Origin of the sequence: Streptomyces violaceorubidus, assembly GCF_000717995.1 — a bacterium.
GTDB classification, from domain to species: Bacteria; Actinomycetota; Actinomycetes; order Streptomycetales; family Streptomycetaceae; genus Streptomyces; species Streptomyces violaceorubidus.
In genome coordinates, this window is sequence record NZ_JODM01000008.1 from 109,421 (window position 1) to 132,107 (window position 22,687).

The following is a 22,687-nucleotide window of genomic DNA, read 5'->3' on the forward strand; positions in this document are numbered from 1 at the left end:
AGGAAGGGAGGGAGGAGGACGCATGAGGATCACCTGGCGGCGCGGGGGGCTGTCGGCCGCGGCACCACTGGCGCTGGCGCTGCTGGCGACCGGCTGTGTCGGCACGTCCGAGAAGCCGTCGCCCGGACCGTCCGCCTCGGCCCCGCCCTCCTCCTCGGACTCCTCCTCGGACTCCTCCTACCCGTCCGGTGCGCGGCCCGTGGCCCGGGTGTGCGCGAAGCCCGCGGCCGGACCGGCGAAGGCGCCGGCGGGTGCGGTGACCGTCGACCCGGCGGTCGTCGGCGACCTGGCCGCCAAGACCCGCGACAGCCCCGCGCACACCACCTTCTGGCTGCGGCCGGGCAAGCACCGGCTCGCACCCGACCCGTACGCGCAGGTCGTCCCCAAGGAAGGGAACCGCTACCTCGGCGCACCGGGCGCGGTACTCGACGGGGCCAGGACCAACCGGTACGCGTTCGGCGGCACCGCGCACGACGTCACCGTCAGCCATCTCACCGTGCGGGGTTTCGTCGCGCCGCACGACGAGGGCGTGGTCAACCACGACTCGGCCGACGGGTGGGTGATCGAGCACGCCACGGTCCAGGACAACTCCGGCGCCGGGCTGATGGCCGGGGACCGCCAGGTGGTCCGCGCCAGCTGTCTGCGCCGCAACGGCCAGTACGGCCTGAACGCGTACAAGGGCGACGGCACCATCAACGACCTGGTGGTCGAGGGCAACGAGATCGTGGGCAACAACACCGGCGACTGGGAGCGCGAGCGGCCGGGCTGCGGCTGCACCGGGGGCGTCAAGTTCTGGGCCGTCCAGGGCGCCGACATCCGCGGCAACTGGGTGCACGACAACCGCGGGACCGGCCTGTGGGCCGACACCAACAACAACGACTTCCTCATCGAGGGCAACGTCGTCGAGTCCAACGACGGCGCCGCGCTGATCTACGAGACCAGTTACAACGCGGTCGTCCGGAAGAACACGATCCGGCGGAACAACTGGGTCGAGGGCCGCGCGAACACCGACGGCGGCGACGACTTCCCGTTCGCCACCGTCTACGTCTCCGAGTCCGGCGGTGAACCGCGGGTCGAGGCCCGCACGGACAAGATCGAGATCTACGGCAACCTCATGGAGGACAACTGGTCCGGCATCACCCTGTGGGAGAACGCCGACCGCTTCTGCAACAGTCCGGCCAACACCTCCTCCGGCGACTGCACACTGCTGGTGAAGGACGTCGGGCGCTGCGCGCGCCCGGCGATCGCCAAGGCACCGCTGTACGCCGACTGCCGCTGGAAGACCCAGCGGGTGGACGTCCACGACAACCGCTTCGTCCTGGACAAGACCGTCGTCGAGTGCACGCGCAACTGCGACCGCATGGCGCTGCTGGCCAACTACGGCACCTATCCGGACTGGTCGCCGTACCAGGGCGAGCGGGTGGCCGAGGCCGTCACCCACCGGCAGGACAACCGCTGGCACGACAACGTCTACGTCGGTCCGTGGAAGTTCGTCGCCCACGACCCGAGCACGGTCCTCGACTTCGGACAGTGGCAGGGCGCGCCCTACCGCCAGGACGCGGGCAGCACCCTGCGCGCCCGGGACGGTGGTTGAGATGGACGAGCGGCGCACACCGGGACTGGTCGGGACGGCCTGGGGCCTGCTGATCCTCAACACGCTGGGCTCCACCGGGGCGGAGACCGTCGTCCCGCTCCCCCGTTCGCTCATCCAGATGGTCACCATGGGCGCGCTGGTCCTCGCGTTCTTGCTGGCGCTCGCGCTCAATCCCCGGCTGCGCGTGCGCCCCAGCGCCTTCCTGTTCCTGCTCACCCTGCTGCTGGTACCCGGCGTGATCGCCAGCGCGGACCTCGAATCCGGGCTCGGCGCGCTGTTCCGCTGCGGCCGGATGGCCCTCTTCGTCGCCACGCTGTGGCTGCTCAGCCGCTGGTGGGACGGCGGCGTGACGTTCGTCCGGCACCACATCCGGATGTACTTCGTCGTCCTGTGCTCGGTGGCCGCCGGCGCGCTCGTCTCGCCGGGCGCTGCCATGCCCGACCTCTACGGCGGGCGCCTGGTCGGCGCGCTGTGGCCCCTCACCCCGCCGCAGATCGGACAGTACGCCGCGGTGATCATCGGGCTCGCGGTGCTGCTCGTGGTGGGCCACCGCACCGACCGGCGCAGCGCGGCGCTGGTCGTCGTGCCCTCACTCGTCCTGCTCGTGCTCACCCACACCCGGACGGCCACGCTCGGCCTGCTGGTCGGCCTGACGCTCGCGATCGGCTCGCTCACCCTGACCAGCGCCGCCGCCCGCCGGTTCTTCTCCTGGGCGGTGCTGTGCGCCGCGGTGGCCGCCGTGGTGTTCGCCGCCGCGCTGCGGTCGTGGTTCCTGCGGGGGCAGAGCGAGGAGAACTTCAGCAATCTCACCGGCCGGGCCAAGGTGTGGGACGCGCTGCTGGCGGCGCCCCGGACGACCGGGGAGAAGGTCTTCGGCATGGGCCTGGGCGACAAGTCGTTCGACGGGTTGCCGATCGACAACAGCTGGCTGGCCGTCTACCACGAGCAGGGGCTGACCGGAGTCACCCTGGTGGCGGGGGTCTTCGTCGTGCTGGGCGGCGTCGCACTGCTGCGGCCGCCGTCACTGGCCAGGGCCTGCGCGATCTTCCTGATCAGTTACTGCGCGCTCGCGTCGTACACCGAGGCGGGCCTCGGCGACGCCTCGCCGTACCTGCTGCACCTCGCCGTGGCCGCCTCCCTGCTGGCGCAGCCCGCGGCGGCCACGCCGCTGCCGGTGCCCGACCCCCCTCGACGCCGCGTCCCGCGCTGGGCGCGGACCTCGGAGGTGACCTGAACATGCACGTCCTCGTGGTGCACAACCGGTACAACTCGGCCCAGCCGAGCGGCGAGAACAACGTCGTCGACCAGGAGGTGGAGCTGCTGCGCACGGCCGGCCACCGGGTCGGGGTGTTCGAGCGCCGCAGCGACGACATCGGCGGCCGGTCACTGCCCGGCAAGGTCGCCGTGCCGCTCCTGGTGCCGTGGAACCCGGCGGTCCGCAAGGAGCTGGCCGCCCGGCTGCGCGCCGAGCGGCCGGACGTGGTGCACGTCCACAACGTCTTCCCGCTCCTGTCCCCGGCGGTGCTGGCCGCCTGCGCCGACGCCGGGGTGCCCGCCGTCGCCACGCTGCACAACTACACGCAGGTCTGCCCGCCCGGCACGCTGCAACGCGAGGGGCGGCCGTGCACCGAGTGCGTCGGGTCGACGCCGCTGCCCGCCGTCCGGCACGGCTGTTACCGCGGTTCCCGGCTGGCGACGGTGCCGCTCGCGGTCAGCCTGTCGGCCAACCGGCGGCGCTGGTGGTCCGGTGTGGAGCGGTTCTTCTGCATCTCCGCGGCGCAGCGCGAGGTGCTGGTGCGGTCCGGCATGCCGGCCGGGCGGCTGTCGGTGAAGCACAACTTCGTGCCCGAGCCGGAAGAGCGCCGCACGGGGGCCGGCGAGCAGCTGCTGTATCTCGGCCGGCTCGCCGAGGCCAAGGGCGTACGGCTGCTCATGACCGCCTGGGACGAGATCGCCGCGGGCGGAGGGGTCGGGGTCCCGCTCGTCGTCGCGGGCACGGGACCGCTGGAGCGCGAGGTGACCGCCTGGGCGGCCGGCCGGGACGACGTGCGGTACGTCGGTCTGTACGACCCGCGGCAGTGCAGGCGGGCCCTCGCGCGGTCGGTGGCCGTGGTGGCTCCCTCGACCTGGCTGGAGGCGTTCGGTCTGGTGGTCGTGGAGGCGATGGCGGCCGGGGTCCCGGCCGTCGCCGCCGGACACGGCGCCTTCGCCGAACTCGTCGAGGACCGGGTGACGGGGCTGCTGCACCGGCCGGGCGAGCCCGCCTCGCTCGCGGCGTGTCTGCGCCGGATCACGGCGGAGCCGGACCGCAACCAGGAGATGGGCCGGGCGGCCCGGCACCGGTACGAGCAGGGGTTCAGCCCGGCCGTCGGGCTGGAGCGCCTGCTGGAGGGGTACCGCACCGCGATCGCGGGGCGGTCGGCACTGGCTCGTGGCGGGGACACCCGCGCGGGCAGGGGGGATGGGGGCAGTAGATGACACGATGCCGACTCTGCGGTTCGGCGGCGATGGAGAGCGTCGTCGATCTCGGAGCGACTCCGCCGTGCGAGAGTTTCCTCGCCGCGGACCAACTGGACCGGCCGGAACCGGCGTACCCGCTGCACCTGCGGGTCTGCACCGACTGCTGGCTGGCGCAGATTCCCGCGCTGATCACGCCGGAGGAGACGTTCACGCAGTACGCGTACTTCTCCTCCTACTCGAGTTCCTGGGTGGAGCACGCGCGGACCTTCGTCACCGGCGCCGTGGAGCGGCTGGGCCTCGGCCCGGACGCCTTCGTCGTCGAGGTCGCGAGCAACGACGGGTACCTGCTGCGGCACATGGTGGACCGGGGGATCCGCTGCCTCGGCGTGGAGCCGTCGGTGAACGTCGGCGCGGCGGCCCGGGAGGCGGGCGTGCCCACGCTGACGGAGTTCCTGAGCCCGGACACCGGTGCGGCGGTCCGCGCCGAGCACGGCCCGGCCGACCTGGTCGTGGCCAACAACGTGTACGCGCACATCCCGGACGTCATCGGGTTCACCAAGGGGCTGCGCGCCCTGGTGGCCGACGACGGCTGGGTCTCGATCGAGGTGCAGCACCTGCTGACGCTGATCGAGGAGAACCAGTACGACACGATCTACCACGAGCACTTCCAGTACTACACGGTCGCCTCCGCGATCCGGGCGCTGGCCAGTGGCGGACTCGCCCTCGTGGACGTCGAGTTGCTGCCCACGCACGGGGGGTCCGTCCGGCTGTGGGCCCGGCCGGCCGAGGTGGCCGGAGAGCCGGGCAGACGGGTGGCCGAGGTGCTGGACCGGGAGAAGGCGGCCGGACTGCGGGAGCTGTCCGGCTACACCGACTTCTCCGCCCGGGTGGCCAAGGTGCGCCGGGACCTGCTGCGGTTCCTGATCGAGGCGGCCGAGCGCGGTGAGACGGTGGTGGGCTACGGGGCGCCCGGCAAGGGCAACACCCTGCTCAACCACTGCGGCATCCGGCCCGACCTGCTCCCCTACACGGTCGACCGCAACCCCTACAAGCACGGCAGGTACACCCCGGGCACCCGCATCCCGATCCTGCCGCCCGAGCGGATCGCCGCCGACCGACCGGACTACGTCCTGGTCCTGCCGTGGAACCTGCGGGCCGAACTGGTCGAACAGCTCTCGTTCGTCCACGAGTGGGGCGGCCGGCTGGTGTTCCCCGTTCCGGAACTGAGCATCGTCGAGGCCGCGTCCCGAGAGGTCACAGCATGAAGGTCGTACTGTTCTGCGGCGGTTACGGGATGCGGATGCGCGAGGGCGCCTTGGACGACGTGCCCAAGCCGATGGCGATGGTCGGTCCCCGGCCGCTGATCTGGCACGTGATGCGCTACTACGCGCACTTCGGGCACAGGGAGTTCATCCTGTGCCTGGGCTACGGCGCCCACCACATCAAGGACTTCTTCCTCAACTACGAGGAGACGACGTCCAACGACTTCGTGCTGCGGGGCGGGCGGACCGAGTTGCTGTCCGCCGACATAGCCGACTGGACGATCACGTTCGCGCAGACCGGCATCGAGTCACCGATCGGGGAGCGTCTGCGCCGGGTGCGGCACCATCTGGACGGCGACGAGATGTTCCTCGCCAACTACGCCGACGTGCTCACGGACGCACCCCTGCCGCAGATGATCGACTCCTTCGCGCGGCGGGACGCCGGGGCGTCGATGATGGTGGTGCCGCCGCAGTCCTCGTTCCACTGCGTGGACCTGGGCGAGGACGGTCTGGTGGGTGGCATCACCCCCGTGAGCGATCTGCCGCTGTGGGAGAACGGCGGCTACTTCGTGCTCCGTCAGGAGGTCTTCGACCACATCCCGGAGAACGGGGACCTGGTGGCCGACGGATGCACCGAACTGGCCAAGCGCGGACGGCTGGTGGCGCACCAGCACCGCGGCTTCTGGAAGCCCACGGACACCGTGAAGGAGCGGGCCGCGCTCGATGCCGCCTACGCCCGGGGCGAGCGCCCGTGGGCCGTGTGGGAGCGGGACGGTGCCGGTGGGCCTGCCGGGGTGAGGACCGCGTGATCCCGCTCAGTGCCGGTCGCCCGGACCGGATCGTGGCGGTGGGCGCGCACTGCGACGACATCGCCATCGGCGCCGGCGGCACCCTGCTGACGCTGTGCCTGGCACGGCCGGGCGTCCGCGTCGACGCGCTGGTGCTCTCCGGCGGTGGCGGCGAACGGGAGCGGGAGGAGCGGGCCGCGCTCGCCGCCTTCTGCCCGGAGGCGGACCTGCGGCTGACGGTGCTCAAGCTGCCGGACGGACGGATGCCGGCCCACTGGGAGGAGGCGAAGGCGGCGGTCGAGGAGCTGCGGGAGCGGACCGAACCGGACCTCGTCCTGTCCCCGCGCACCGACGACGCGCACCAGGACCACCGCGGCCTGGCGAAGCTGATGACCACCGCGTACCGCGACCACCTCGTGCTCCGTTACGAGATCGTCAAGTGGGACGGCGACCTCGGCCGCCCGGCGGCGTACCAGCCGCTGACGCCGGAGGTCGCCGAGGAGAAGGTGCGGCTGCTTCAGGAGCACTACCCCTCGCAGCGGCACCGGCCCTGGTACGACCGGGAGGCCTTCCTGGGCCTGGCCCGGATCCGCGGCATCGAATGCCACGCCCGCTACGCCGAGGCGTTCGACGTCGCCAAACTCACTCTCAACCTGGGGGGTTGAACCTTGCGCGTACTGCTCACCGGACACCAGGGCTACCTGGGCACCGTGATGGCCCCGGTCCTCACGGCCGCCGGACACGAGGTCGTCGGGCTGGACGCCGGCCTGTTCGCCGACTGCGTCCTGGGACCGGCACCCGCCGATCCCCCGGGACTGCGGGTGGACCTGCGCGACCTGACCGCCGAGCACGTGGCCGGGGTGGACGCGGTGATCCACCTGGCCGCGCTCTCCAACGACCCGCTGGGATCGCTGGCGCCGGAGCTGACCTACGACATCAACCACCACGCGTCGGTGCGGCTGGCCCGGCTCGCCCGCGACGCCGGGGTGCAGCGCTTCCTGTACGCCTCGACGTGCTCGGTCTACGGCGCCGCGGGCGGTGGCGACCTGGTGACCGAGGACGCCCCGCTGCGCCCGGTGACGCCGTACGCGGAGTCCAAGGTGCGGGTGGAGGACGATCTGCACGCGCTGTCCGACGGCGACTTCAGCCCGGTGTACATGCGCAACGCCACCGCCTTCGGCTACTCGCCCCGGCTGCGCGCGGACATCGTGCTGAACAACCTGGTGGGCCACGCCCTGCTGTCGGGCGAGGTGCTCGTGCTCTCCGACGGCACCCCGTGGCGCCCCCTGGTGCACGCCGCCGACATCGCCCGGGCCTTCGCCGCCGCGCTGGTCGCCCCGCGCGGGGCGGTGCACGACCGGGCGTTCAACATCGGCAGCGAGGTCAACAACGTCACGGTCGCCGAGATCGCCGAGGAGGTGGCCGCGGCGGTGTCCGGATCGAAGGTGGTGATCACCGGGGAGACGGGTGCCGATCCGCGCTCGTACCGGGTGGACTTCTCCCGGTTCCGGTCCGCGATCCCCGGCTTCGACTGCGAGTGGACGGTGCAGCAGGGCGCGCTCGAACTGGCCGACGCCTACCGCAAGCACGGGCTGACCCGGGAGGACTTCGAGCAGCGTTTCACCCGCCTCGCCGTGCTGCGCGCGGCCACCGCGGCCGGCGCCGTCGACGACACCCTGCGGTGGCGCCGATGACCGAGCCCGGGGAGGAGATGTACGCCCTGGTGGAGCGGATGTACCCGCTGTGCCGGAGCATCACGGGCGACGGTGTGCGCGCGACCCTGCGGATCGTCGACGAGTACATCCCTCTGGACGTGCACGAGGTACCGACCGGGACGCAGGTGCTCGACTGGACGGTGCCCAAGGAGTGGAACATCCGGGACGCGTACGTCGCCGACGCCGCCGGCCGCCGGGTCGTCGACTTCGCCGCGTCGAGCCTCCACGTGCTCGGCTACAGCGTGCCGGTGTCGGCGACCATGCCCCTGGCCGAGCTGCGCCCGCACCTGCACACCCTGCCGGAGCAGCCGTCCTGGGTGCCGTACCGCACGAGTTACTACCGGCCGGAGTGGGGTTTCTGTCTGGCCCAGGAGACGCTAGACGCGCTGCCGGAGGGCGACTACGAGGTCCGCATCGACTCCACGTTGGCGGACGGCCACCTCACCTACGCCGAGCACGTGGTGCCCGGGCAGGTGTCCGACGAGGTGATCGTCTCCTGCCACACCTGCCACCCGTCGCTGGCCAACGACAATCTGGCCGGTATCGCGGTGGCGACGTTCCTGGCCCGGGAGCTGGCGGAGCGCAACCCGTACTACACCTACCGGTTCGTCTTCGCGCCCGGCACCATCGGGGCGATCACCTGGCTGGCCCGCAACCGGGAGCGGGTCGAGCGGGTCAGGCACGGCCTGGTGCTGGCCTGCGCGGGCGACCCGGGGCAGCTGACGTACAAGCAAAGCAGGCGCGGCGACGCGGAGATCGACCGGGTGCTGCGGCACGTGCTCACCGCGTCCGAACGCCCGCACCGCGTCACCCCCTTCACGCCCTACGGATACGACGAGCGGCAGTACTGCTCGCCCGGGTTCGACCTCCCGGTGGGCTCGCTCACCCGGACCCCGTACGCGGGCTACCCCGAGTACCACACGTCGGCGGACAACCTGGACTTCGTCTCCCCGGCGGCGATGGCGGACACCCTCGCCGTCTGCCGCGAGGCGTTCGCCGTCCTCGACCGCAACCGGCGCTACGTCAACCTCAGTCCCTACGGGGAGCCGCAGTTGGGTCGGCGCGGGCTGTACGACTCGCTGGGCGGACGCAGCGACGCCAAGCAGGCCCAGATGGCGATGCTCTGGGTGCTCAGCCTCTCCGACGGCGAGCACGGTCTGCTGGACGTGGCCGAGCGGTCGGGGCTGTCGTTCGACACCGTCGCCGCGGCGGCCGACGCCCTGCACGGCGCCGGACTGATCAAGGCATGACGCCGATGACCGTCGAGGGGGAGAAGACGACGACACCGCCGGGGCCCGCCCGGCGGGGAGTCGTCGGCAGGCTGTCCTGGGGGCTGGCCGACCAGGCGGCCTCCAGCCTGTCCAACTTCGTGGTGGGCATCTACGTGGCCCGCTCGCTCGGGCTGACCGCGTTCGGGGTGTTCAGCCTCGCCTGGGTGACCTACGGCGTGGTCCTCAACGTCTCGCGCGGGCTGGCCACCGACCCTCTCGTGGTGCGCTTCAGCGCGGTGCCGGAGTCGTCCTGGCGCGGGGCGGTGGCCCGGGCGTCGGGTACCGCGCTCCTGGTCGGCACCGGGATCGGCACGGTGTCCGTGGCAGCCGGGATCGGCATCGGCGGCCAGGTGGGGGCCGCGTTCGCCGCGCTCGGCGTGGTACTGCCCGGGCTGCTGCTCCAGGACGCCTGGCGCTACTCGTTCTTCGCCGCCGGGGTCGGCCGCAAGGCGTTCGTCAACGACGTCGTGTGGGCCGTCGCGCTCGTGCCGGCCATGGTGGTGGCGGCCCGGGTGGGCACGGTGCCGGCCTTCCTGCTCGCCTGGGGCGCCTCCGCCGGGGTGGCCGCGGCGTACGGCTGGTTCCAGTCCGGGATCCGGCCCCGGCCGACCGGGGCCCGAAAGTGGCACCGCGACCACCGCGACCTCGGCTACCGCTACCTGGTCGAGAACGTCGGCGTCAGCGGCGCGAGCCAGATACGGGCCTACGGGCTCGGCGCGATCGTCGGCGTGGGTGCGGTGGGCGTGATCCGGGGGGCGGAGCTCCTGCTCGGCCCGTTCCTCGCCGTGCTGATGGGTCTGTCGCTGGTCACCGTGGCCGAGTCGGCGCGGGTGCTGCGGCAGGCCCCGGAGCGGCTCGGGAGGTTCTGCCTCCTGCTCGGCGCCGGGCAGAGTGCCGCCGCGCTGCTGTGGGGCGCGGCGCTGCTGCTGGTGCCGGACCGGCTCGGCGAGTTCGTGCTCGGCGACGTCTGGAGCGGCGCCTCGCATCTCATCGTGCCGGTCACGCTCAGCGTCGCGGGCGCCGGGCTCGGCACCGGGGCGGCGGCCGGGCTGCGGGCGCTCGCCGCGGCCCGGCGCAGTCTGCGCTGTCAGTTGTTCGCCTCCGCCTGCTATGTCGCCGGCGGGCTCGGAGGCGCGGTCGCGGGCGGCACGGTCGGTTCGGCCTGGGGCGCCGCCGCGGCGTCCGTCTGCGGTTCGGCCGTGTGGTGGCTGCAGTTGCGGGCCGCCCTGCGCGAGCGCGACCACCCTTCCCTTCCCGAAGTGAGGACCACATGACCCCCCACCCCCGGCTGAGCATCGGCCTTCCCGTCTACAACGGCGAGGAGTATCTGGCCGAGTCGCTGGACGCCCTCCTCGGGCAGACCTACGAGGACTTCGAACTGGTGATATCCGACAACGCGTCGAGGGACGGCACCGAGGACATCTGCCGCCGCTACGCCGCACGGGACTCCCGCGTCCGGTACATCCGGCTGCCCCGGAACATCGGCGCGGCCCCGAACCACAACCACGTGTTCACCCAGTGCCGCGGCGAGCTGTTCAAGTGGGCCTCGCACGACGACCTCTACGCCCGGGACCTGCTGCGCCGTTGCGTCGAGGCGCTGGACGAGCGGCCGGACGTGGTCCTCGCGCACAGCGGCCAGGCGGTCATCGACGGCGACGGCAAGGTGAAGGTCCCCTACGAGTACGCTCTCGCCACCGACTCCCCGCGCGCCCCGGAACGCTTCCGCAGCCTGCTGTTCGAGCCCGGGGGCGACGACTTCTACGGGGTGATGAGGGCCGATGTGCTGCGCCGGGTGAAGCCGCACGACAGCTACCACCACGCGGACCGCACCTTCGTCGCCGAGATCACCCTGCACGGCCCCTTCCACCAGGTGCCGGAGCTGCTGTACTTCCGCCGCGACCACCCCACCCGGGCCGAGCGGGCGAACCCCTCCAAGCGTGCCCGGTGCGTCAACCTGGACCCGCGTCGGGCGGGCCCGCTGCATCCGACGCCACGGTTGCTCGCCGAGTACGTCTGGGGCTTCGCCTCGGCGATCGCACGGGCGCCGCTGTCCTCGGCCGACCGGCGCGCGTGCCACCGCCATCTGGCCGCGTGGCTGACCAGCCGCGTCCGGCCGGGTGCCGGCGAGCGGGTCGAGGACCGCGCCCCCGTCGACCCGGATCTGCTCACCGTGTCCGTCGACGAGCTGGTGGCCGGTCGCGAGCGGGGGCAGGCATGAACCCCATGGACGAAAAGCCTTTGCACGTCGGCGTGTTCGGTCTGTTCGGCACCGGCAACAGCGGCAACGACGGGTCGCTGGAGGCCGTGCTCGACCACCTCAGGGCCGCTCGTCCCGACGCGGTCCTGGACGCGATGTGCGGCGGGCCCGAGGTCGTCGCGACCCGGTACGGGGTCCCCGCGACGCGGCTGAACTGGTACCGCGGGGAGTACCGGACCGCTTCCCGCGTGGGCGCGATCGCGGGCAAGGCCCTGGGCAAACTCGTCGACGTCTTCCGGACCGCCGCCTGGGTGCGCCGGCACGACGCGGTGATCGTGCCGGGCACGGGCGTGCTGGAGACCACGCTGCCGCTCAGGCCCTGGGGCTTTCCGTACTCGCTGTTCCTGCTCTGCCTGACGGGCCGGCTGCTCGGCACCCGGGTCGCGCTGGTCAGCGTCGGCGCGGGTGCGATCGGCAACCGGCCGACCCGGGTCCTGACGCGCTGGTCGACGCGGCTGGCCGCGTACCGGTCCTACCGGGATTCCCAGTCGCGCGACGCGATGCGGGCGATGGGGGTGGACACGGCGCGGGACGAGGTCTACGCGGACCTCGTGTTCGCCCTGCCCGCGCCGTCGGCGGCCGAGCCCGCGGGCAACCGGGGGCCGGTCTGCGTCGGCGTCATGGACTTCCACGGGAGCAACGACGAGCGGGAGCTGGCCGAGGAGATCCACCGGCGCTACCTCGACGGAACGACGCGTTTCGTCCGCACGCTGGCCGAGGAGGGCAGGCCGGTCCGGCTGCTCACCGGCGACGAGCTCGACCGGCCGGTGGCCGACGCGATCGTCGACGCGGTGGGCTCGCCGCTGGTCACCGTCGCCGAGGCGGCCTCGCTGGCCGACCTGATGAAGGAGACGGCGTGCGCCGACAGCGTGGTGGCGACCCGCTACCACAATCTGGTCTGCGCCCTGAAGGTGGGCACGCCGACCCTCGCGCTCGGCTATTCGGCGAAGAGCGACGCGCTCATGGCCGAGATGGGGATGGGCGCGTACTGCCACCCGGCCCGCGAGGCCGAAGCCGACCGGTTGCTGGAGCAGTTCCGCGAGCTGGAGCGGCGGTCGGCCGAGGTGCGGCGGGTCCTCATCGAGCGGAACTTGGTCGTCGCCCGGCGCGTCGAGCAGCAGTTCGCCGCCCTGGCCGCGGCCCTGTTCCCGCCGGCCGACCACACCCACGCCCAGCGGGAGACACCATGAAGGCGACCGAAGTGCCGGAGATCGCCGGCGCGTACCTGTTCGAACCGACGCCGCACGCCGACGAACGCGGCTTCTTCTGCCGCACCTTCGACGCCGACGTCATCCGCTCGGTCGGCCTCGACCCGGCCGCCTTCGTCCAGGACAGCGTGTCCCGCTCGGTCCGGGGCGTGCTGCGCGGCCTGCACCTGCGCTCCGGCGCGGGCGAGGCGAAGCTGGTGCGGTGCTCGTACGGGAGGATCTTCGACGTCGTCGTGGATCTGAGGGCGGACTCGCCGACCTACCTGGGCCGGGCCTTCTTCGAGCTGTCCGGCGAGACGCAGGCGACCGTGTACGTCCCGGCGGGGTGTGCGCACGGCTTCCAGTCGCTGACGGAGACCTCCGACGTGTCGTACCGGATCGACCGCCCGCACGATCCGGCCGAGGACGTGACGATCGCCTTCGACGACCCGGAGCTGGCCCTCCCCTGGCCGCTGCCGGTCACCTCGACGTCCGCACGGGACCGAAAGGCGCCGAGCCTCGCCGAGGTCCTCGAGCGCCGGGAAGGGTGAGGCCGCGGTGAACAGCGAAGAGCCCGACCTGTCCCGGTCGCGGGAGGCGAACGAGCGGCTGCACGCCTTGATCCCCGGGGGCGCGCACACCTATGCCAAGGGCGACGACCAGTATCCGCAGGACCTGGCCCCGGTGATCAGCCACGGCCGGGGTGCCCACGTGTGGGACGTCGACGGCAACCGTTACGTCGAGTACGGCTCCGGCCTGCGGTCGGTCAGCCTCGGCCACGCCCACCCGCGCGTGACCGAGGCCGTACGGCGGGAGGTCGACCGGGGCGGCAACTTCGTGCGGCCGTCCGTCGTGGAGGTCGAGGCCGCGGAACGGTTCCTGGCCACGGTGCCGACCGCGGAGATGGTGAAGTTCGCGAAGAACGGCTCCGACGCCACCACCGCCGCGGTGCGGCTGGCCCGAGCCGCCACCGGGCGCCCGCGGGTGGCGGTCTGCGCCGACCATCCGTTCTTCTCCGTCGACGACTGGTTCATCGGCACCACGCCGATGTCCGCCGGGATCCCGGCGGCGACCAACGAGCTGACGGTGACGTTCCCCTACGGCGACCTGGCCGCCACGGAGGAACTGCTCACCCGTCACGAGGGCGAGGTGGCCTGTCTGATCCTTGAGCCCGCCACCCACACCGAGCCGCCGCCGGGGTACCTCGCCGGTCTGCGCGCGTTGGCCGACCGGCACGGCTGCGTGCTGGTCTTCGACGAGATGATCACCGGTTTCCGCTGGTCGGAGGCGGGTGCCCAGGGTCTGTACGGCGTCGTCCCCGACCTCTCCACGTTCGGCAAGGCGCTGGGCAACGGGTTCGCCGTGTCCGCGCTGGCCGGGCGCCGCGAGCTGATGGAGCGGGGCGGGCTGCGGCACCGTGGGGACCGGGTGTTCCTGCTGTCCACCACCCACGGTGCCGAGACGCACGCGCTGGCCGCCGCGATGGCCGTGCAGGCCACCTACACCGAGGAGGGGGTCACCGCGCGGCTGCACGCCCTCGGCGAGCGGCTGGCCGCCGGTGTCCGCGACGCCGCGGCGAGCATGGGCGTCGGCGACCACGTGGTCGTCCGGGGGCGGGCCAGCAACCTGGTCTTCGCCACCCTCGACGAGAACCGGCAGCCGTCGCAGTCGTACCGCACCCTGTTCCTGCGCCGGCTTCTCGCCGGCGGGGTGCTGGCCCCGTCGTTCGTGGTGAGCGGCGCGCTCGACGACGCCGACATCGATCACACCGTGGACGTGGTGGCGGATGCCTGTGCGGTGTACCGGAAGGCACTGGACGCCGCCGACCCCACACCCTGGATGGCCGGACGGGCGGTGAAGCCGGTGTTCCGGCGTCTGGCGTGAGGTGCGGTGCGCGGCGCGCCGGAGGGACGACGCCGTAGGTGACCCGGCGCCGTGTCAGCGGCGCTCCTGCCGACCGGCGCCCGCTCTCCGGTCGGCGGGTTCGTCCGCCGGCCGGCCGGCCGTCGCACGGTCGGCCCTACGGTCGGCCAGGCGGTCGGCCGTGCGGTCGACCAGCCAGGCGCTCACCGGCAGCACCGCCAGCGCGGTGCACCAGCCGCCGAGGGTGTCGGTCGCGTAGTGCGAGCCCAGGGTCACCTGCGCCCAGCCCATGGCGGCACCGGCCACCAGACCCGCGGCGAGGACGAACGCCGTGCCGACCGCCCTGCCGAGGCCGAGGCGGCCGGCCGCGAGCAGCGTCACCATGAGGGCGACCGCGGTGAGGAAGGCGGTGTGCCCGCTCGGGTACGACAGGTTGTCGCCGTGGATGGTGCGTCCGGCGACGGGCTTGAGCAGTGTGGTCGTCCCCACGCTCAGAGCGGTGCCGGTCACGAGGAACACGGCGGCGCGCGGGTGCCGAAGCACCAGGCAGCCCGTCACGAGGGCCCCGACCAGCAGCACCGCTCCCACGGGCTCCCCCAGGAAGTCCGTGACCAGGGCGACGTGCCGCCACGGCGGCCCCACCCCGTCCACCGCCGCCCAGATCCGCGCGTCCGCCGCGCCGGGCTCGCTGTCGTCGGCGTGGGCGACCCCGAGGACGAGGACCACCAGCGCGGCGAGGACGGCGATCAGCCCGAGCCACCCGCGCAGCGCCGACGGCAGCACCACGGGCCGCTGCCGACCGGTCACCCGCCCACCGCCTGGGGCGACCTGCCGCACTCTCCCACGTCCTCGCCCACTCCCCCGCTTCGCCCGGCTCGCCGGCCCTCGCGCCGAACACCCGCGTCCAGCCCACCGTAGTCGTTGCGGCAGGCCTGATAACAGCCGATTCGGGCCATTGCGTGGCCTACGGCTTACGGGCCATCCCGGCGGCGATGAGACGCTCCCAGACGGTCAACTCCCGCTCCGCGCCCAGGTGCTGCGGATCACCTGCCGTCCCGGGGCGCCACAGGGGGGCCGGCACTATCCCCGGTGCGAGGATCTCCAGACCGTCCAGCAGGGCCTCGATCTCCGTGTCCGTCCGCCACCGGCCGCGGCCGAAGGTCTGCTGGAGGACCTTCTCGGCCTCCGCCGTCTCCGGGTTGTTCCCGGAACGGAAGTGACTGACGAAGAAGTAGCTCCCGGAGGGCACTCGGTCCCGCCAGTGGCGGACGATCCCGGCGGGGTCCTCCTCGTCGTTGACGTGATGGAGGATGGCGCTGAACATGACGGCCACGGGGCGGTCGAAGTCGATCAGCTCCCGGGTGTCCGGGTGGTCGCGGATGCCCTCGGGATCGCGTACGTCGACCGGTACGACCCGGGTCCGGTCGTTCTCCTCCAGCAGCGCCCGCCCGTGGACCAGTACTTGGGGGTCGGTGTCGACGTACACCACCCGGGTCTCGGGCGCCGTGCGCTGCGCGACCTGGTGCACATTGTCCGCGGTGGGAAGGCCGCTGCCCAGGTCGATGAACTGCCGCACCCCGGACGTCGTCACGATCTCCCGCACCGCCCGGGTCAGCGCCGCGCGGTTGGCGAAGGCGATCGCCACCGAACCGGGTAGGTCACGTTTGAACACGTCACCGATCTCCCGGTCCACCGCGTAGTTGTCCTTGCCGCCGAGCAGGTAGTCGTAGACGCGGGCGATGCTGGGCCGGGTGCTGTCGATGGAGGAACTCTCTCCCGTCATGGCGCCCATCCTCTCCCGCGCCGAGGGACCCCGGCCACCACTTGTTTGACCTTGACACGGTGGCAAGGTCTTCACTGCCGACCAGGAGGTCCCGATGACCATGACGAGGCAGGACGCCGATCCGATGCGGGCGCTCAAGGGCCTCGAGGACGCGCGTGCGTCCGTGCGGCTGCGGGCGGCCCTCGCACTCGGTTCGGCGCCGGACCCGCGATGCGTGGACAAGCTCGTCGAACGATCCGCGGTCGAGCCGGAGTTCTTCGTCCGCGACATGCTGACGTGGGCGCTCACCCGTCATCCGGTGTCCCCGACGCTTGCCCGGCTGGTGTCCGAGGTCCACGCGGAACGGCCCCAGGCACGCGGCCAGGCACTGCACACGCTGTCCAAGATCGGGGACCGGCGGGCGTGGCCGGCGATCACCCGGGCGGTGCTCGCCGATGCCGACGACGAGGTGGCGCGCAGCGCCTGGCGGGCCGCGGTCGTCCTCGTGCCCGAGGGCGAGGAGCCCGCCCTGGCCGCGGTGCTGGCGACACAGTTGGGGCGTGGCGACCGGGAGACGCGGCTCAGTCTCAGCCGGGCGCTGGTCGCACTGGGCGAGGCGGCCACCGAGGTCCTCGATGCCGCGGCCACCGACCCCGACCCGCACGTGCGTGCGCACGCCCTCGCCACGCGGCACCTGCTGCGCGACCCCGACGCCGGGTTCGCGTCGGCGATCGAGGAGGCGAAGCGCGTCGTGGCTCTCGGCGGATCCGGTCCCGAGGGACGATAGAGCGTGTTGATCGGTGAGGTGGCGCGAAGGTCCGGGGTCAGTGCCCGCATGCTCAGGCACTACGAGTCGCTCGGCCTGGTGCGGCCTTCGGGCCGTACCGGCTCCGGCTACCGGGAGTACTCCCGGGAGGACATCCGGCGGATCTTCCACGTGGAGAGCCTGCGCTCGCTGGGGCTGTCGCTGCGCGAGATCGGGCGCGCGCTCGACGAACCCGGGTTCGCGCCCTCGGCGCTCGTCGACGACCTCATCCGCCGGACACGCGAACGCATCGCGGCCGAGACCGAGTTGCTCACCCGGCTGCGCCGGATCGACGCCGGCGGACCCACCGGCTGGGAGGACGTCCTCCAGGCCGTCGCCCTCCTCCAGGCTCTGGGATCGAAGAGCGCGGACGCGCGCCAGCGCGCTGCCCTGTCCTGCGCCGACGAGGCGGCGGTCCCGGTGGAAGCCCTGGTCGAGGCGGCGCTGGGCGAGACGGACGCCAACGTCGCCGGGGCCCTGCGGTGGGCGCTGGCGCGATCGGGCGACGAGGCCGCGGGACTGCTGGCGCGGGGCCTCGGTTCACCCGTGGCCGCGGTGCGGGAGCGTGCCGTCCAGGCGCTCACGGAGTTGCCCGGCGACGAGGCCACCGCCCAGCTGCGGCATGCCCTCGGGAGCCCCGACGCCGTGGTCCGCGGGTACGCGGCGGTGGCGCTCGGGGCGCACGGCGTGGTCGACGCGGTGCCGACGCTCATCGACATGATCGTGGCGGGGCGCAACGACACCGACGCGGCCGACGCGCTGGGCGTGCTGGCGGCCGACACGGCGACGGCGGACCGGATCGCGTCCGGGCTCGTCGGCCGTCTCGCCCACGACACCACCGGAGCACCCGCGCGCGGCCGGCTGACGCAGGCGCTGGCGGGCATCCCGGGCGCGAGGGCGTCCGGTGCGCTGGCGGAGCTGTCGCGGGACGAGGACCGTGCCGTCGCGCTGACCGCGGCGTACCTCCTGCGGCTGCGGGCTGCGCGGTGACGTCCCGGGCGTAAATGCGTCGACAGTGTGCTGGGGCGCCGGGCAGTATGTCCGCCCGTGACGAGCAGCGAACTGTGGACCCGTGAGACCGCCGACCGCTACGACGCCGAAGAGATGGAGTCCGGGATGGCCTCCGCCGCCGTCCTCGGACCGACCCTGGACTTCCTGGCCGACCTCGCCGGGGACGGCCGGGCGCTGGAGTTCGCCATCGGTACCGGACGCGTGGGCGTCCCGCTGCGGGAACGCGGTGTGCCGGTGGTGGGCATCGAGCTTTCCGAGCACATGGCGGCGGTCCTGCGGCGCAAGACCGACGAGGAGACACTGCCGGTGTTCCTCGGGGACATGGCCACGACCGTCGCCCCGGGCGAGTTCACCCTGGTGTACCTCGTCTACAACACCATCACGAACCTGCTCACGCAGGACGAGCAGGTCGAGTGCTTCCGCAACGCGGCACGCCACTTGAGCCCCGGCGGCCGGTTCGTCATCGAACTGGGCGTGCCGCCGCTGCGGTTCCTGCCGCCCGGGCAGGTCGCGGTGCCCTTCGACGTCTCGGAGCGGCATCTCGGCTTCGACACCTTCGACCTGGTCGAACAGGTCCTCGTCTCGCACCACTTCACCCGCGACCCGGCCGACGGCACCTACCGGCGCGACCAGTCCCGGCACAGGTACGCCTGGCCCGCGGAGCTCGACCTGATGGCACGGATCGCCGGACTCCGGTTGGAACGCCGGGTCGCGGACTGGGACGGGGCTCCGTTCACTCAGGACTCCGCGAAGCACGTCTCCGTGTGGCGCAAGCCGGCCTGAGGACGGCGCCGTTCGGCGAGCGGGGAGGGTGCGCGAGCACGTGGCGTCAGCCGCCTTCGGGCCCCGGTACCGGCATCGCCAGATGGGCGAGGTCGCCCGGCGGGGGCGTACTGACCGGCCACAGCGGGGCGGGCGTGCCGTCGGCGACCGCGGCCGGGGCGTCGGTCAGCCGCATGCGGTGGCGCAGGCGGCCGTAGAAGTCCATGGGCCCCAGCCGCACCGCTCGCAGCCTTCGGGGAGCGGCGTAGACCCCGAGCCAGTCGCCGGGGTCGAGCACGCCGCGCAGTTGCCCGTCGATGCTCACGGCGGCCCGGCCCGACCGTTCGAGGATCCGCATGCCGACGGGCTCGTCGGGTGCGGTGACCACGGAGCGGTCGAACGTCATGTGCGGGGCCACCGCGGTGAAGACGAGCGCTTCCGCGCGGGGCGAGACGACCGGGCCGCCCGCGGCGAAACTGTAGGCGGTGGAGCCCGTGGGGGTCGCGACGAGCAGTGCGTCGGCGGAGTACGAGGCCAGCAGCCGGCCCGCGATGTAGAGGCCGACGGAGATCTGCCGGTCCCGCGACAGCTTTTCGAGCACCACGTCGTTGAGGGCCGTGACGTTGAGGGCGATGCCCCACTCGTCACCGCTCTCGCAGTCGGTCCGCACCCGCGGGGGAGGCAGCAGCGGTCCTCGCCCGTACCGCAGGAGTGCTTCCATCTCCGCGGGGATCTCCAGGAGCCGGGAGGCACGCAGAGTGAGCAGCATGCGGCTCTCCGGCTCCAGGTGGTCCCCCCGCACGGCGTCGAGGGCGGAGCGCACGGCGGGCGCGGGGACCTCGGTCAGGAACCCGACCCGTCCCAGGTCCACGCCCAGGATCAGTGCGTCGTTCTCCGCGGCCAGCCGCGCGCCGCGCAGGAAGGTGCCGTCGCCGCCCAGGGTGACGATGAGGTCCGGGTCCCCGGCCGCGTCCACCTCCGCCCGGGCGCTGTGCCGCCCCTCGCCGCTCCACACGTCGATGTCCGTGCACGCCACGGCGTTCCGGTCGCACCACTCCCGCACTTCCCGCGCCGCTTCCGCGGCGCCCTCGCGACCACCGTGGACCACGAGTCCGACCCGCTCGATCGTCACCACTGCCTCCCGGCTCCCGGGTCGCGCTCCGGGGACCGCGACCGACGGAATCCTCGCCGACCTCCCTGGCGGGGCGGGCCGCGACATGCCGGGGCGTCCTTGCCGGTCCGACGAGTCGCGCGTCAGGTACCGAGTAGGTACCATGCCCGTATGCCATCACTCAACGTGACCTTCACCGAGGAAGAAATGGAAGGCGTCCGCGCTGCCGCCGCAGCCGAGGGCAAGAGCCTCAAGCAGTACATGCACGACCTCGGTGTCCGCGAGATGCAGCGCAAGCGGTTCGTCGCCGGCGCCGCCTCGTGGGCGGACCGGCTGCGCGCCGAGTTCGACGAGGCGTTCCCGGACGAGATCCCCCCGTCCCAGCGCGGCGAGGGAGTCAGCGCCGCCTGATGAGCGAGCCCCTGTACATCGATGTCCCCTGGCTCCTGGACGTCCAGGACGCCGCTCTGGACAACGAGGACGTGTCGGTCACGGACTACTCCGCCCTCGTCGCGGCAGTGGCCCGCCACAAGACCCGCATGCCGACCCTGGCCGCGTCGAACCCCGACAGCGCCTGGCGCGCGGCGGCCCTGCTGCACACCGTGGTGCGGCTCGAACCGCTCCCCCACCGCAACAGCCTCTTCGCGGCCTTCGTCACCGGTCAGTACATGGACCAGTCCGGGGAGGGCATCGATCCGCCCTACGGGGCCCTGTCCGACCTGATCAGAAAGGTCCGCGAGACCCGGCTGAGCATCTACGACATCGCCGACGTGCTCCGTTCCTGGCGCATCTGACCGGCGGGGCCGTCACTGCGCGGGCGTCACAGCCCCCGCCAGATGTTGTCGAACGCCGCTTCCTCGATGCTGCGGCGCTGCCGGGTGGCGGCCAGCTCCACCACGGCGTCGTTCACCGCGGCGAGGACCGTCGCGATCCTGTCGTCCTCGGGGTCCTCCGGCTGGTCGGCCGACTCGTGCCGCACGCCCACCGCGGCCGCGAGACCCACCAGCACCGGATCGCCGTCGGCCCAGCGGTCGGTGGCGCGCCGACGGGCCGCCGGATCGGCCGGGGCGGGCCGGTCGGCACCGCGCCGTGCGCTCCGTCCCAGGTGCTTGCGGCCGCCGTCGTCCGCGCCCGCGGCAGCGAGGTACCGGGCCGCCAGGCCGTCTCCCCGGCGCCACAGCCAGTCGGTCACGGACTCGGCCGGCTCCTGCCCGGCCAGGGACGCCGCCTCGTCGAGGAGCCGGTCACCGGATGCGCCCGGCGACGCAGGCCGCAGGACGGGACCGTCCAGCGTGACCGTGCCCGCTTCCAGGAGGTCGATCAGCTCGGCTCCGGCCAGGGCCAGTGACAGGTCGCCACGCTCGACCGAGTAGTCGGAGGGAACATCGAGGGAGACGATCGTCAGGTCGTGTGCTGTGGTCATGACGGAACTCCGCATCTGTCACCTCTGCTGCGACACACCTGCCGCGACCTTGCTCAGCCTACCCACGGTCGCAGCTTCTCGGGATTGCGGACCGCCCAGATGCGGCTGACCCGTCCTTCGGCGACGTCGAAGGCGGCCACCGTCATGACGGCGCCCCCGCGCCGGGCCACCAGGCCCGGTACCCCGTTGACCGAGCGCTCCAGGAGTTCGAGGCCCGGGGCCTTGTCGGCGATGGCGACCATGTACTGGGCGATGCGGGCACCGCCCTCGACCGGCCGCAGGACGGCTCCGACCATGCCGCCGCCGTCGGCGGTCATGACGGCGGCCGGGTCGAGGAGGTCGACCAGCGCCGCGATGTCCTTCGCCTCCCAGGCCGCCTTGACCCGCCGCACCACGTCGGCCTGCACCGCGGGGGCCGCCCGGACCCGTGCGTCGCGCACCCGGCGCCGTCCGGAGGCGGCGAGCTGCTTGCAGGCGTCCGGGGTCCGGCGCAGGACGCCCGCGATCTCGGCGAAGGGGTAGCGGAAGACGTCGTGGAGTACGAAGGCCACCCGCTCCGCCGGGGTCATCGATTCCAGGACGACGAGGAAGGCCATGGTCACCGACTCGTCCAGCACCATCTGGTCGGCGGGGTCGGCGCCGTGCCCGCGGTCGCGCTCGGCGTGGGCGGGCAGCGGATCCGGCAGCCAGGCGCCCACATAGCGTTCACGCCGGGCCCGCGCCGAGCCGAGCACGTCCAGGCAGACGCGGCCGGTCACGGTCGTCAGCCAGGCGCCCGGGGACGCTATCTCCGCCTGCCTGCCGGGCGGCAGCGCGTACCAGCGTGCGTAGGCCTCCTGCACGGCGTCCTCGGCCTCGGCCAGCGAACCGAGCAACCGATAGGCGACATTGATCAGTTGGCGCCGTTCCCGGACCGTCGCGTCGGCCCCCGTCCCCGCCGTCCCCATGCCCGGTCGCCCCCTCGCCTTACCTTTCGCCGGCCCGCTTCGTCGGGCTGGTGAAACCTTACCGATCTACTGCCCCCGGGGCGGAAAAGGGGACCGCGGCATGGCAACCCAGGCGACGGCGCAGCACCGGATCTCGTTCCTGCGGACCGCGATAGCCCTGCAGACCCTGACCATCTTCCTCCAGGCGGTCTCCGCCGGACTGTTGCTGACCGCCTCCTACGGGGAGACGCTGCACAGCGTCGGAGCCCGGGTGATGTACGCGGCGTCGATGCTGTACGTGCTCGCGGCGGTGCTGGCGTGGAAGCCGGGCGGCGGCCCGCTCAGGCCCGTCTGGCACGCGTGCGGCTTCCTCGTCCTCGCCTCGGTCCAGGTCGTGCTCGGCATCGCGCACGTCCCGTCGGTCCATCTTCCCCTGGGCGTCCTGATGTTCGGGCTGAGCATGCTGGCGCTGGCGCGGCGTTGAGCACCC

Annotated in this window: 24 protein-coding genes; 19 read left to right on the forward strand and 5 right to left on the reverse strand. The window is 72.9% G+C overall.

Annotated features, from left to right (window positions below):
• Window positions 1-22 precede the first annotated feature (22 nt).
• The 13 genes from IE94_RS0113790 to IE94_RS0113850 are packed head-to-tail and all read left to right on the forward strand — an operon-like array spanning window position 23 to window position 14,418.
• Window positions 23-1,594: a right-handed parallel beta-helix repeat-containing protein gene (locus tag IE94_RS0113790; protein WP_030183132.1), complete on the forward strand. Its 1,572-nt coding sequence runs from the start codon at window positions 23-25 to the stop codon at window positions 1,592-1,594.
• Between the two features lies 1 nt (window position 1,595).
• Window positions 1,596-2,828 carry a membrane protein gene (locus tag IE94_RS0113795; protein ID WP_030183133.1) on the forward strand — a complete coding sequence of 411 codons (1,233 nt, stop codon included), beginning with the start codon at window positions 1,596-1,598 and terminating at the stop codon, window positions 2,826-2,828.
• A gap of 2 nt (window positions 2,829-2,830) precedes the next feature.
• Window positions 2,831-4,072 carry a glycosyltransferase gene (locus IE94_RS0113800; RefSeq protein WP_030183134.1) on the forward strand — a complete coding sequence of 414 codons (1,242 nt, stop codon included), beginning with the start codon at window positions 2,831-2,833 and terminating at the stop codon, window positions 4,070-4,072.
• Window positions 4,069-5,319 (forward strand): class I SAM-dependent methyltransferase, encoded by a 1,251-nt coding sequence (locus tag IE94_RS0113805; RefSeq protein WP_030183137.1) that lies wholly within the window; start codon window positions 4,069-4,071, stop codon window positions 5,317-5,319. The genes IE94_RS0113800 and IE94_RS0113805 overlap by 4 nt, the downstream gene beginning before the upstream one ends.
• The gene (locus IE94_RS0113810) at window positions 5,316-6,125 is read left to right on the forward strand and encodes a glycosyltransferase family protein (protein ID WP_030183139.1); all 810 of its coding nucleotides are present in this window, start codon (window positions 5,316-5,318) and stop codon (window positions 6,123-6,125) included. The genes IE94_RS0113805 and IE94_RS0113810 overlap by 4 nt, the downstream gene beginning before the upstream one ends.
• Complete coding sequence (locus tag IE94_RS0113815; RefSeq protein WP_030183142.1) at window positions 6,122-6,769, forward strand: PIG-L deacetylase family protein; 648 nt, start codon at window positions 6,122-6,124, stop codon at window positions 6,767-6,769. Before IE94_RS0113810 ends, IE94_RS0113815 begins: the two co-directional genes overlap by 4 nt.
• Window positions 6,770-6,772: 3 nt before the next feature.
• A complete protein-coding gene (locus IE94_RS0113820) occupies window positions 6,773-7,798 on the forward strand; it encodes an NAD-dependent epimerase/dehydratase family protein (protein ID WP_030183144.1) in 1,026 nt (341 codons plus the stop codon).
• Entirely contained in the window at window positions 7,786-9,069 is a 1,284-nt protein-coding gene (locus IE94_RS0113825) for a DUF4910 domain-containing protein (protein ID WP_030183146.1), read from the forward strand. The genes IE94_RS0113820 and IE94_RS0113825 overlap by 13 nt, the downstream gene beginning before the upstream one ends.
• A gap of 5 nt (window positions 9,070-9,074) precedes the next feature.
• Window positions 9,075-10,364: an MATE family efflux transporter gene (locus tag IE94_RS0113830; RefSeq protein ID WP_106977853.1), complete on the forward strand. Its 1,290-nt coding sequence runs from the start codon at window positions 9,075-9,077 to the stop codon at window positions 10,362-10,364.
• Window positions 10,361-11,308, forward strand: coding sequence for a glycosyltransferase family 2 protein (locus tag IE94_RS0113835; RefSeq protein ID WP_030183152.1), 948 nt, complete (start codon window positions 10,361-10,363; stop codon window positions 11,306-11,308). Before IE94_RS0113830 ends, IE94_RS0113835 begins: the two co-directional genes overlap by 4 nt.
• Window positions 11,305-12,537, forward strand: coding sequence for a polysaccharide pyruvyl transferase family protein (locus IE94_RS0113840; RefSeq protein ID WP_030183155.1), 1,233 nt, complete (start codon window positions 11,305-11,307; stop codon window positions 12,535-12,537). Before IE94_RS0113835 ends, IE94_RS0113840 begins: the two co-directional genes overlap by 4 nt.
• Complete coding sequence (locus IE94_RS0113845; RefSeq protein WP_030183158.1) at window positions 12,534-13,085, forward strand: dTDP-4-dehydrorhamnose 3,5-epimerase family protein; 552 nt, start codon at window positions 12,534-12,536, stop codon at window positions 13,083-13,085. The genes IE94_RS0113840 and IE94_RS0113845 overlap by 4 nt, the downstream gene beginning before the upstream one ends.
• 7 nt (window positions 13,086-13,092) lie before the next feature.
• Entirely contained in the window at window positions 13,093-14,418 is a 1,326-nt protein-coding gene (locus tag IE94_RS0113850) for a glutamate-1-semialdehyde 2,1-aminomutase (RefSeq protein WP_030183160.1), read from the forward strand.
• 54 nt (window positions 14,419-14,472) lie between these two features.
• Here IE94_RS0113850 and IE94_RS0113855 read toward each other — a convergent pair whose 3' ends face one another.
• Together IE94_RS0113855 and IE94_RS0113860 are read right to left on the reverse strand one after the other, a co-directional pair.
• Window positions 14,473-15,204 (reverse strand): phosphatase PAP2 family protein, encoded by a 732-nt coding sequence (locus IE94_RS0113855; protein WP_030183163.1) that lies wholly within the window; start codon window positions 15,202-15,204, stop codon window positions 14,473-14,475.
• A gap of 157 nt (window positions 15,205-15,361) precedes the next feature.
• Complete coding sequence (locus IE94_RS0113860) at window positions 15,362-16,180, reverse strand: SAM-dependent methyltransferase (RefSeq protein WP_037922599.1); 819 nt, start codon at window positions 16,178-16,180, stop codon at window positions 15,362-15,364.
• 94 nt (window positions 16,181-16,274) lie between these two features.
• Between IE94_RS0113860 and IE94_RS0113865 the strand changes: the two genes are divergently transcribed.
• The 3 genes from IE94_RS0113865 to IE94_RS0113875 are packed head-to-tail and all read left to right on the forward strand — an operon-like array spanning window position 16,275 to window position 18,758.
• Window positions 16,275-16,946 (forward strand): HEAT repeat domain-containing protein, encoded by a 672-nt coding sequence (locus IE94_RS0113865; protein ID WP_030183168.1) that lies wholly within the window; start codon window positions 16,275-16,277, stop codon window positions 16,944-16,946.
• 3 nt (window positions 16,947-16,949) lie between these two features.
• Window positions 16,950-17,954 (forward strand): MerR family transcriptional regulator, encoded by a 1,005-nt coding sequence (locus IE94_RS0113870; RefSeq protein ID WP_030183170.1) that lies wholly within the window; start codon window positions 16,950-16,952, stop codon window positions 17,952-17,954.
• Window positions 17,955-18,011: 57 nt separating this feature from the next.
• Entirely contained in the window at window positions 18,012-18,758 is a 747-nt protein-coding gene (locus IE94_RS0113875; protein WP_030183174.1) for a class I SAM-dependent DNA methyltransferase, read from the forward strand.
• 46 nt (window positions 18,759-18,804) lie between these two features.
• Here IE94_RS0113875 and IE94_RS0113880 read toward each other — a convergent pair whose 3' ends face one another.
• Window positions 18,805-19,869, reverse strand: coding sequence for an NAD(+)/NADH kinase (locus tag IE94_RS0113880; RefSeq protein ID WP_030183177.1), 1,065 nt, complete (start codon window positions 19,867-19,869; stop codon window positions 18,805-18,807).
• Window positions 19,870-20,019: 150 nt separating this feature from the next.
• On the opposite strand from IE94_RS0113880, the gene IE94_RS0113885 reads away from it, so the two are divergent.
• Window positions 20,020-20,259 carry a hypothetical protein gene (locus IE94_RS0113885; RefSeq protein WP_030183180.1) on the forward strand — a complete coding sequence of 80 codons (240 nt, stop codon included), beginning with the start codon at window positions 20,020-20,022 and terminating at the stop codon, window positions 20,257-20,259.
• Entirely contained in the window at window positions 20,259-20,642 is a 384-nt protein-coding gene (locus tag IE94_RS0113890; protein ID WP_003978453.1) for a hypothetical protein, read from the forward strand. Before IE94_RS0113885 ends, IE94_RS0113890 begins: the two co-directional genes overlap by 1 nt.
• Before the next feature lie 26 nt (window positions 20,643-20,668).
• Here the strand turns inward: IE94_RS0113890 and IE94_RS0113895 are convergent, their stop codons facing one another.
• Window positions 20,669-21,271 carry a GPP34 family phosphoprotein gene (locus IE94_RS0113895; protein WP_030183186.1) on the reverse strand — a complete coding sequence of 201 codons (603 nt, stop codon included), beginning with the start codon at window positions 21,269-21,271 and terminating at the stop codon, window positions 20,669-20,671.
• 53 nt (window positions 21,272-21,324) lie between these two features.
• Window positions 21,325-22,218, reverse strand: coding sequence for an RNA polymerase sigma factor SigJ (sigJ, locus tag IE94_RS0113900; RefSeq protein WP_030183187.1), 894 nt, complete (start codon window positions 22,216-22,218; stop codon window positions 21,325-21,327).
• Between the two features lie 100 nt (window positions 22,219-22,318).
• Between sigJ and IE94_RS0113905 the strand changes: the two genes are divergently transcribed.
• Window positions 22,319-22,681 carry a hypothetical protein gene (locus tag IE94_RS0113905; protein WP_030183190.1) on the forward strand — a complete coding sequence of 121 codons (363 nt, stop codon included), beginning with the start codon at window positions 22,319-22,321 and terminating at the stop codon, window positions 22,679-22,681.
• The last annotated feature ends 6 nt before the right edge of the window (window positions 22,682-22,687 follow it).

Coding starts and splice junctions, on each gene's coding strand:
- IE94_RS0113790 (WP_030183132.1), top strand. CDS start 23: ATGAGGATCACCTGGCGGCGCGGGGGGCTGTCGGCCGCGGCACCACTG.
- IE94_RS0113795 (WP_030183133.1), top strand. CDS start 1,596: ATGGACGAGCGGCGCACACCGGGACTGGTCGGGACGGCCTGGGGCCTG.
- IE94_RS0113800 (WP_030183134.1), top strand. CDS start 2,831: ATGCACGTCCTCGTGGTGCACAACCGGTACAACTCGGCCCAGCCGAGC.
- IE94_RS0113805 (WP_030183137.1), top strand. CDS start 4,069: ATGACACGATGCCGACTCTGCGGTTCGGCGGCGATGGAGAGCGTCGTC.
- IE94_RS0113810 (WP_030183139.1), top strand. CDS start 5,316: ATGAAGGTCGTACTGTTCTGCGGCGGTTACGGGATGCGGATGCGCGAG.
- IE94_RS0113830 (WP_106977853.1), top strand. CDS start 9,075: ATGACCGTCGAGGGGGAGAAGACGACGACACCGCCGGGGCCCGCCCGG.
- IE94_RS0113835 (WP_030183152.1), top strand. CDS start 10,361: ATGACCCCCCACCCCCGGCTGAGCATCGGCCTTCCCGTCTACAACGGC.
- IE94_RS0113840 (WP_030183155.1), top strand. CDS start 11,305: ATGAACCCCATGGACGAAAAGCCTTTGCACGTCGGCGTGTTCGGTCTG.
- IE94_RS0113845 (WP_030183158.1), top strand. CDS start 12,534: ATGAAGGCGACCGAAGTGCCGGAGATCGCCGGCGCGTACCTGTTCGAA.
- IE94_RS0113860 (WP_037922599.1), bottom strand. CDS start 16,180: ATGACGGGAGAGAGTTCCTCCATCGACAGCACCCGGCCCAGCATCGCC.
- IE94_RS0113865 (WP_030183168.1), top strand. CDS start 16,275: ATGACCATGACGAGGCAGGACGCCGATCCGATGCGGGCGCTCAAGGGC.
- IE94_RS0113885 (WP_030183180.1), top strand. CDS start 20,020: ATGCCATCACTCAACGTGACCTTCACCGAGGAAGAAATGGAAGGCGTC.
- IE94_RS0113890 (WP_003978453.1), top strand. CDS start 20,259: ATGAGCGAGCCCCTGTACATCGATGTCCCCTGGCTCCTGGACGTCCAG.
- IE94_RS0113895 (WP_030183186.1), bottom strand. CDS start 21,271: ATGACCACAGCACACGACCTGACGATCGTCTCCCTCGATGTTCCCTCC.
- sigJ (WP_030183187.1), bottom strand. CDS start 22,218: ATGGGGACGGCGGGGACGGGGGCCGACGCGACGGTCCGGGAACGGCGC.
- IE94_RS0113905 (WP_030183190.1), top strand. CDS start 22,319: ATGGCAACCCAGGCGACGGCGCAGCACCGGATCTCGTTCCTGCGGACC.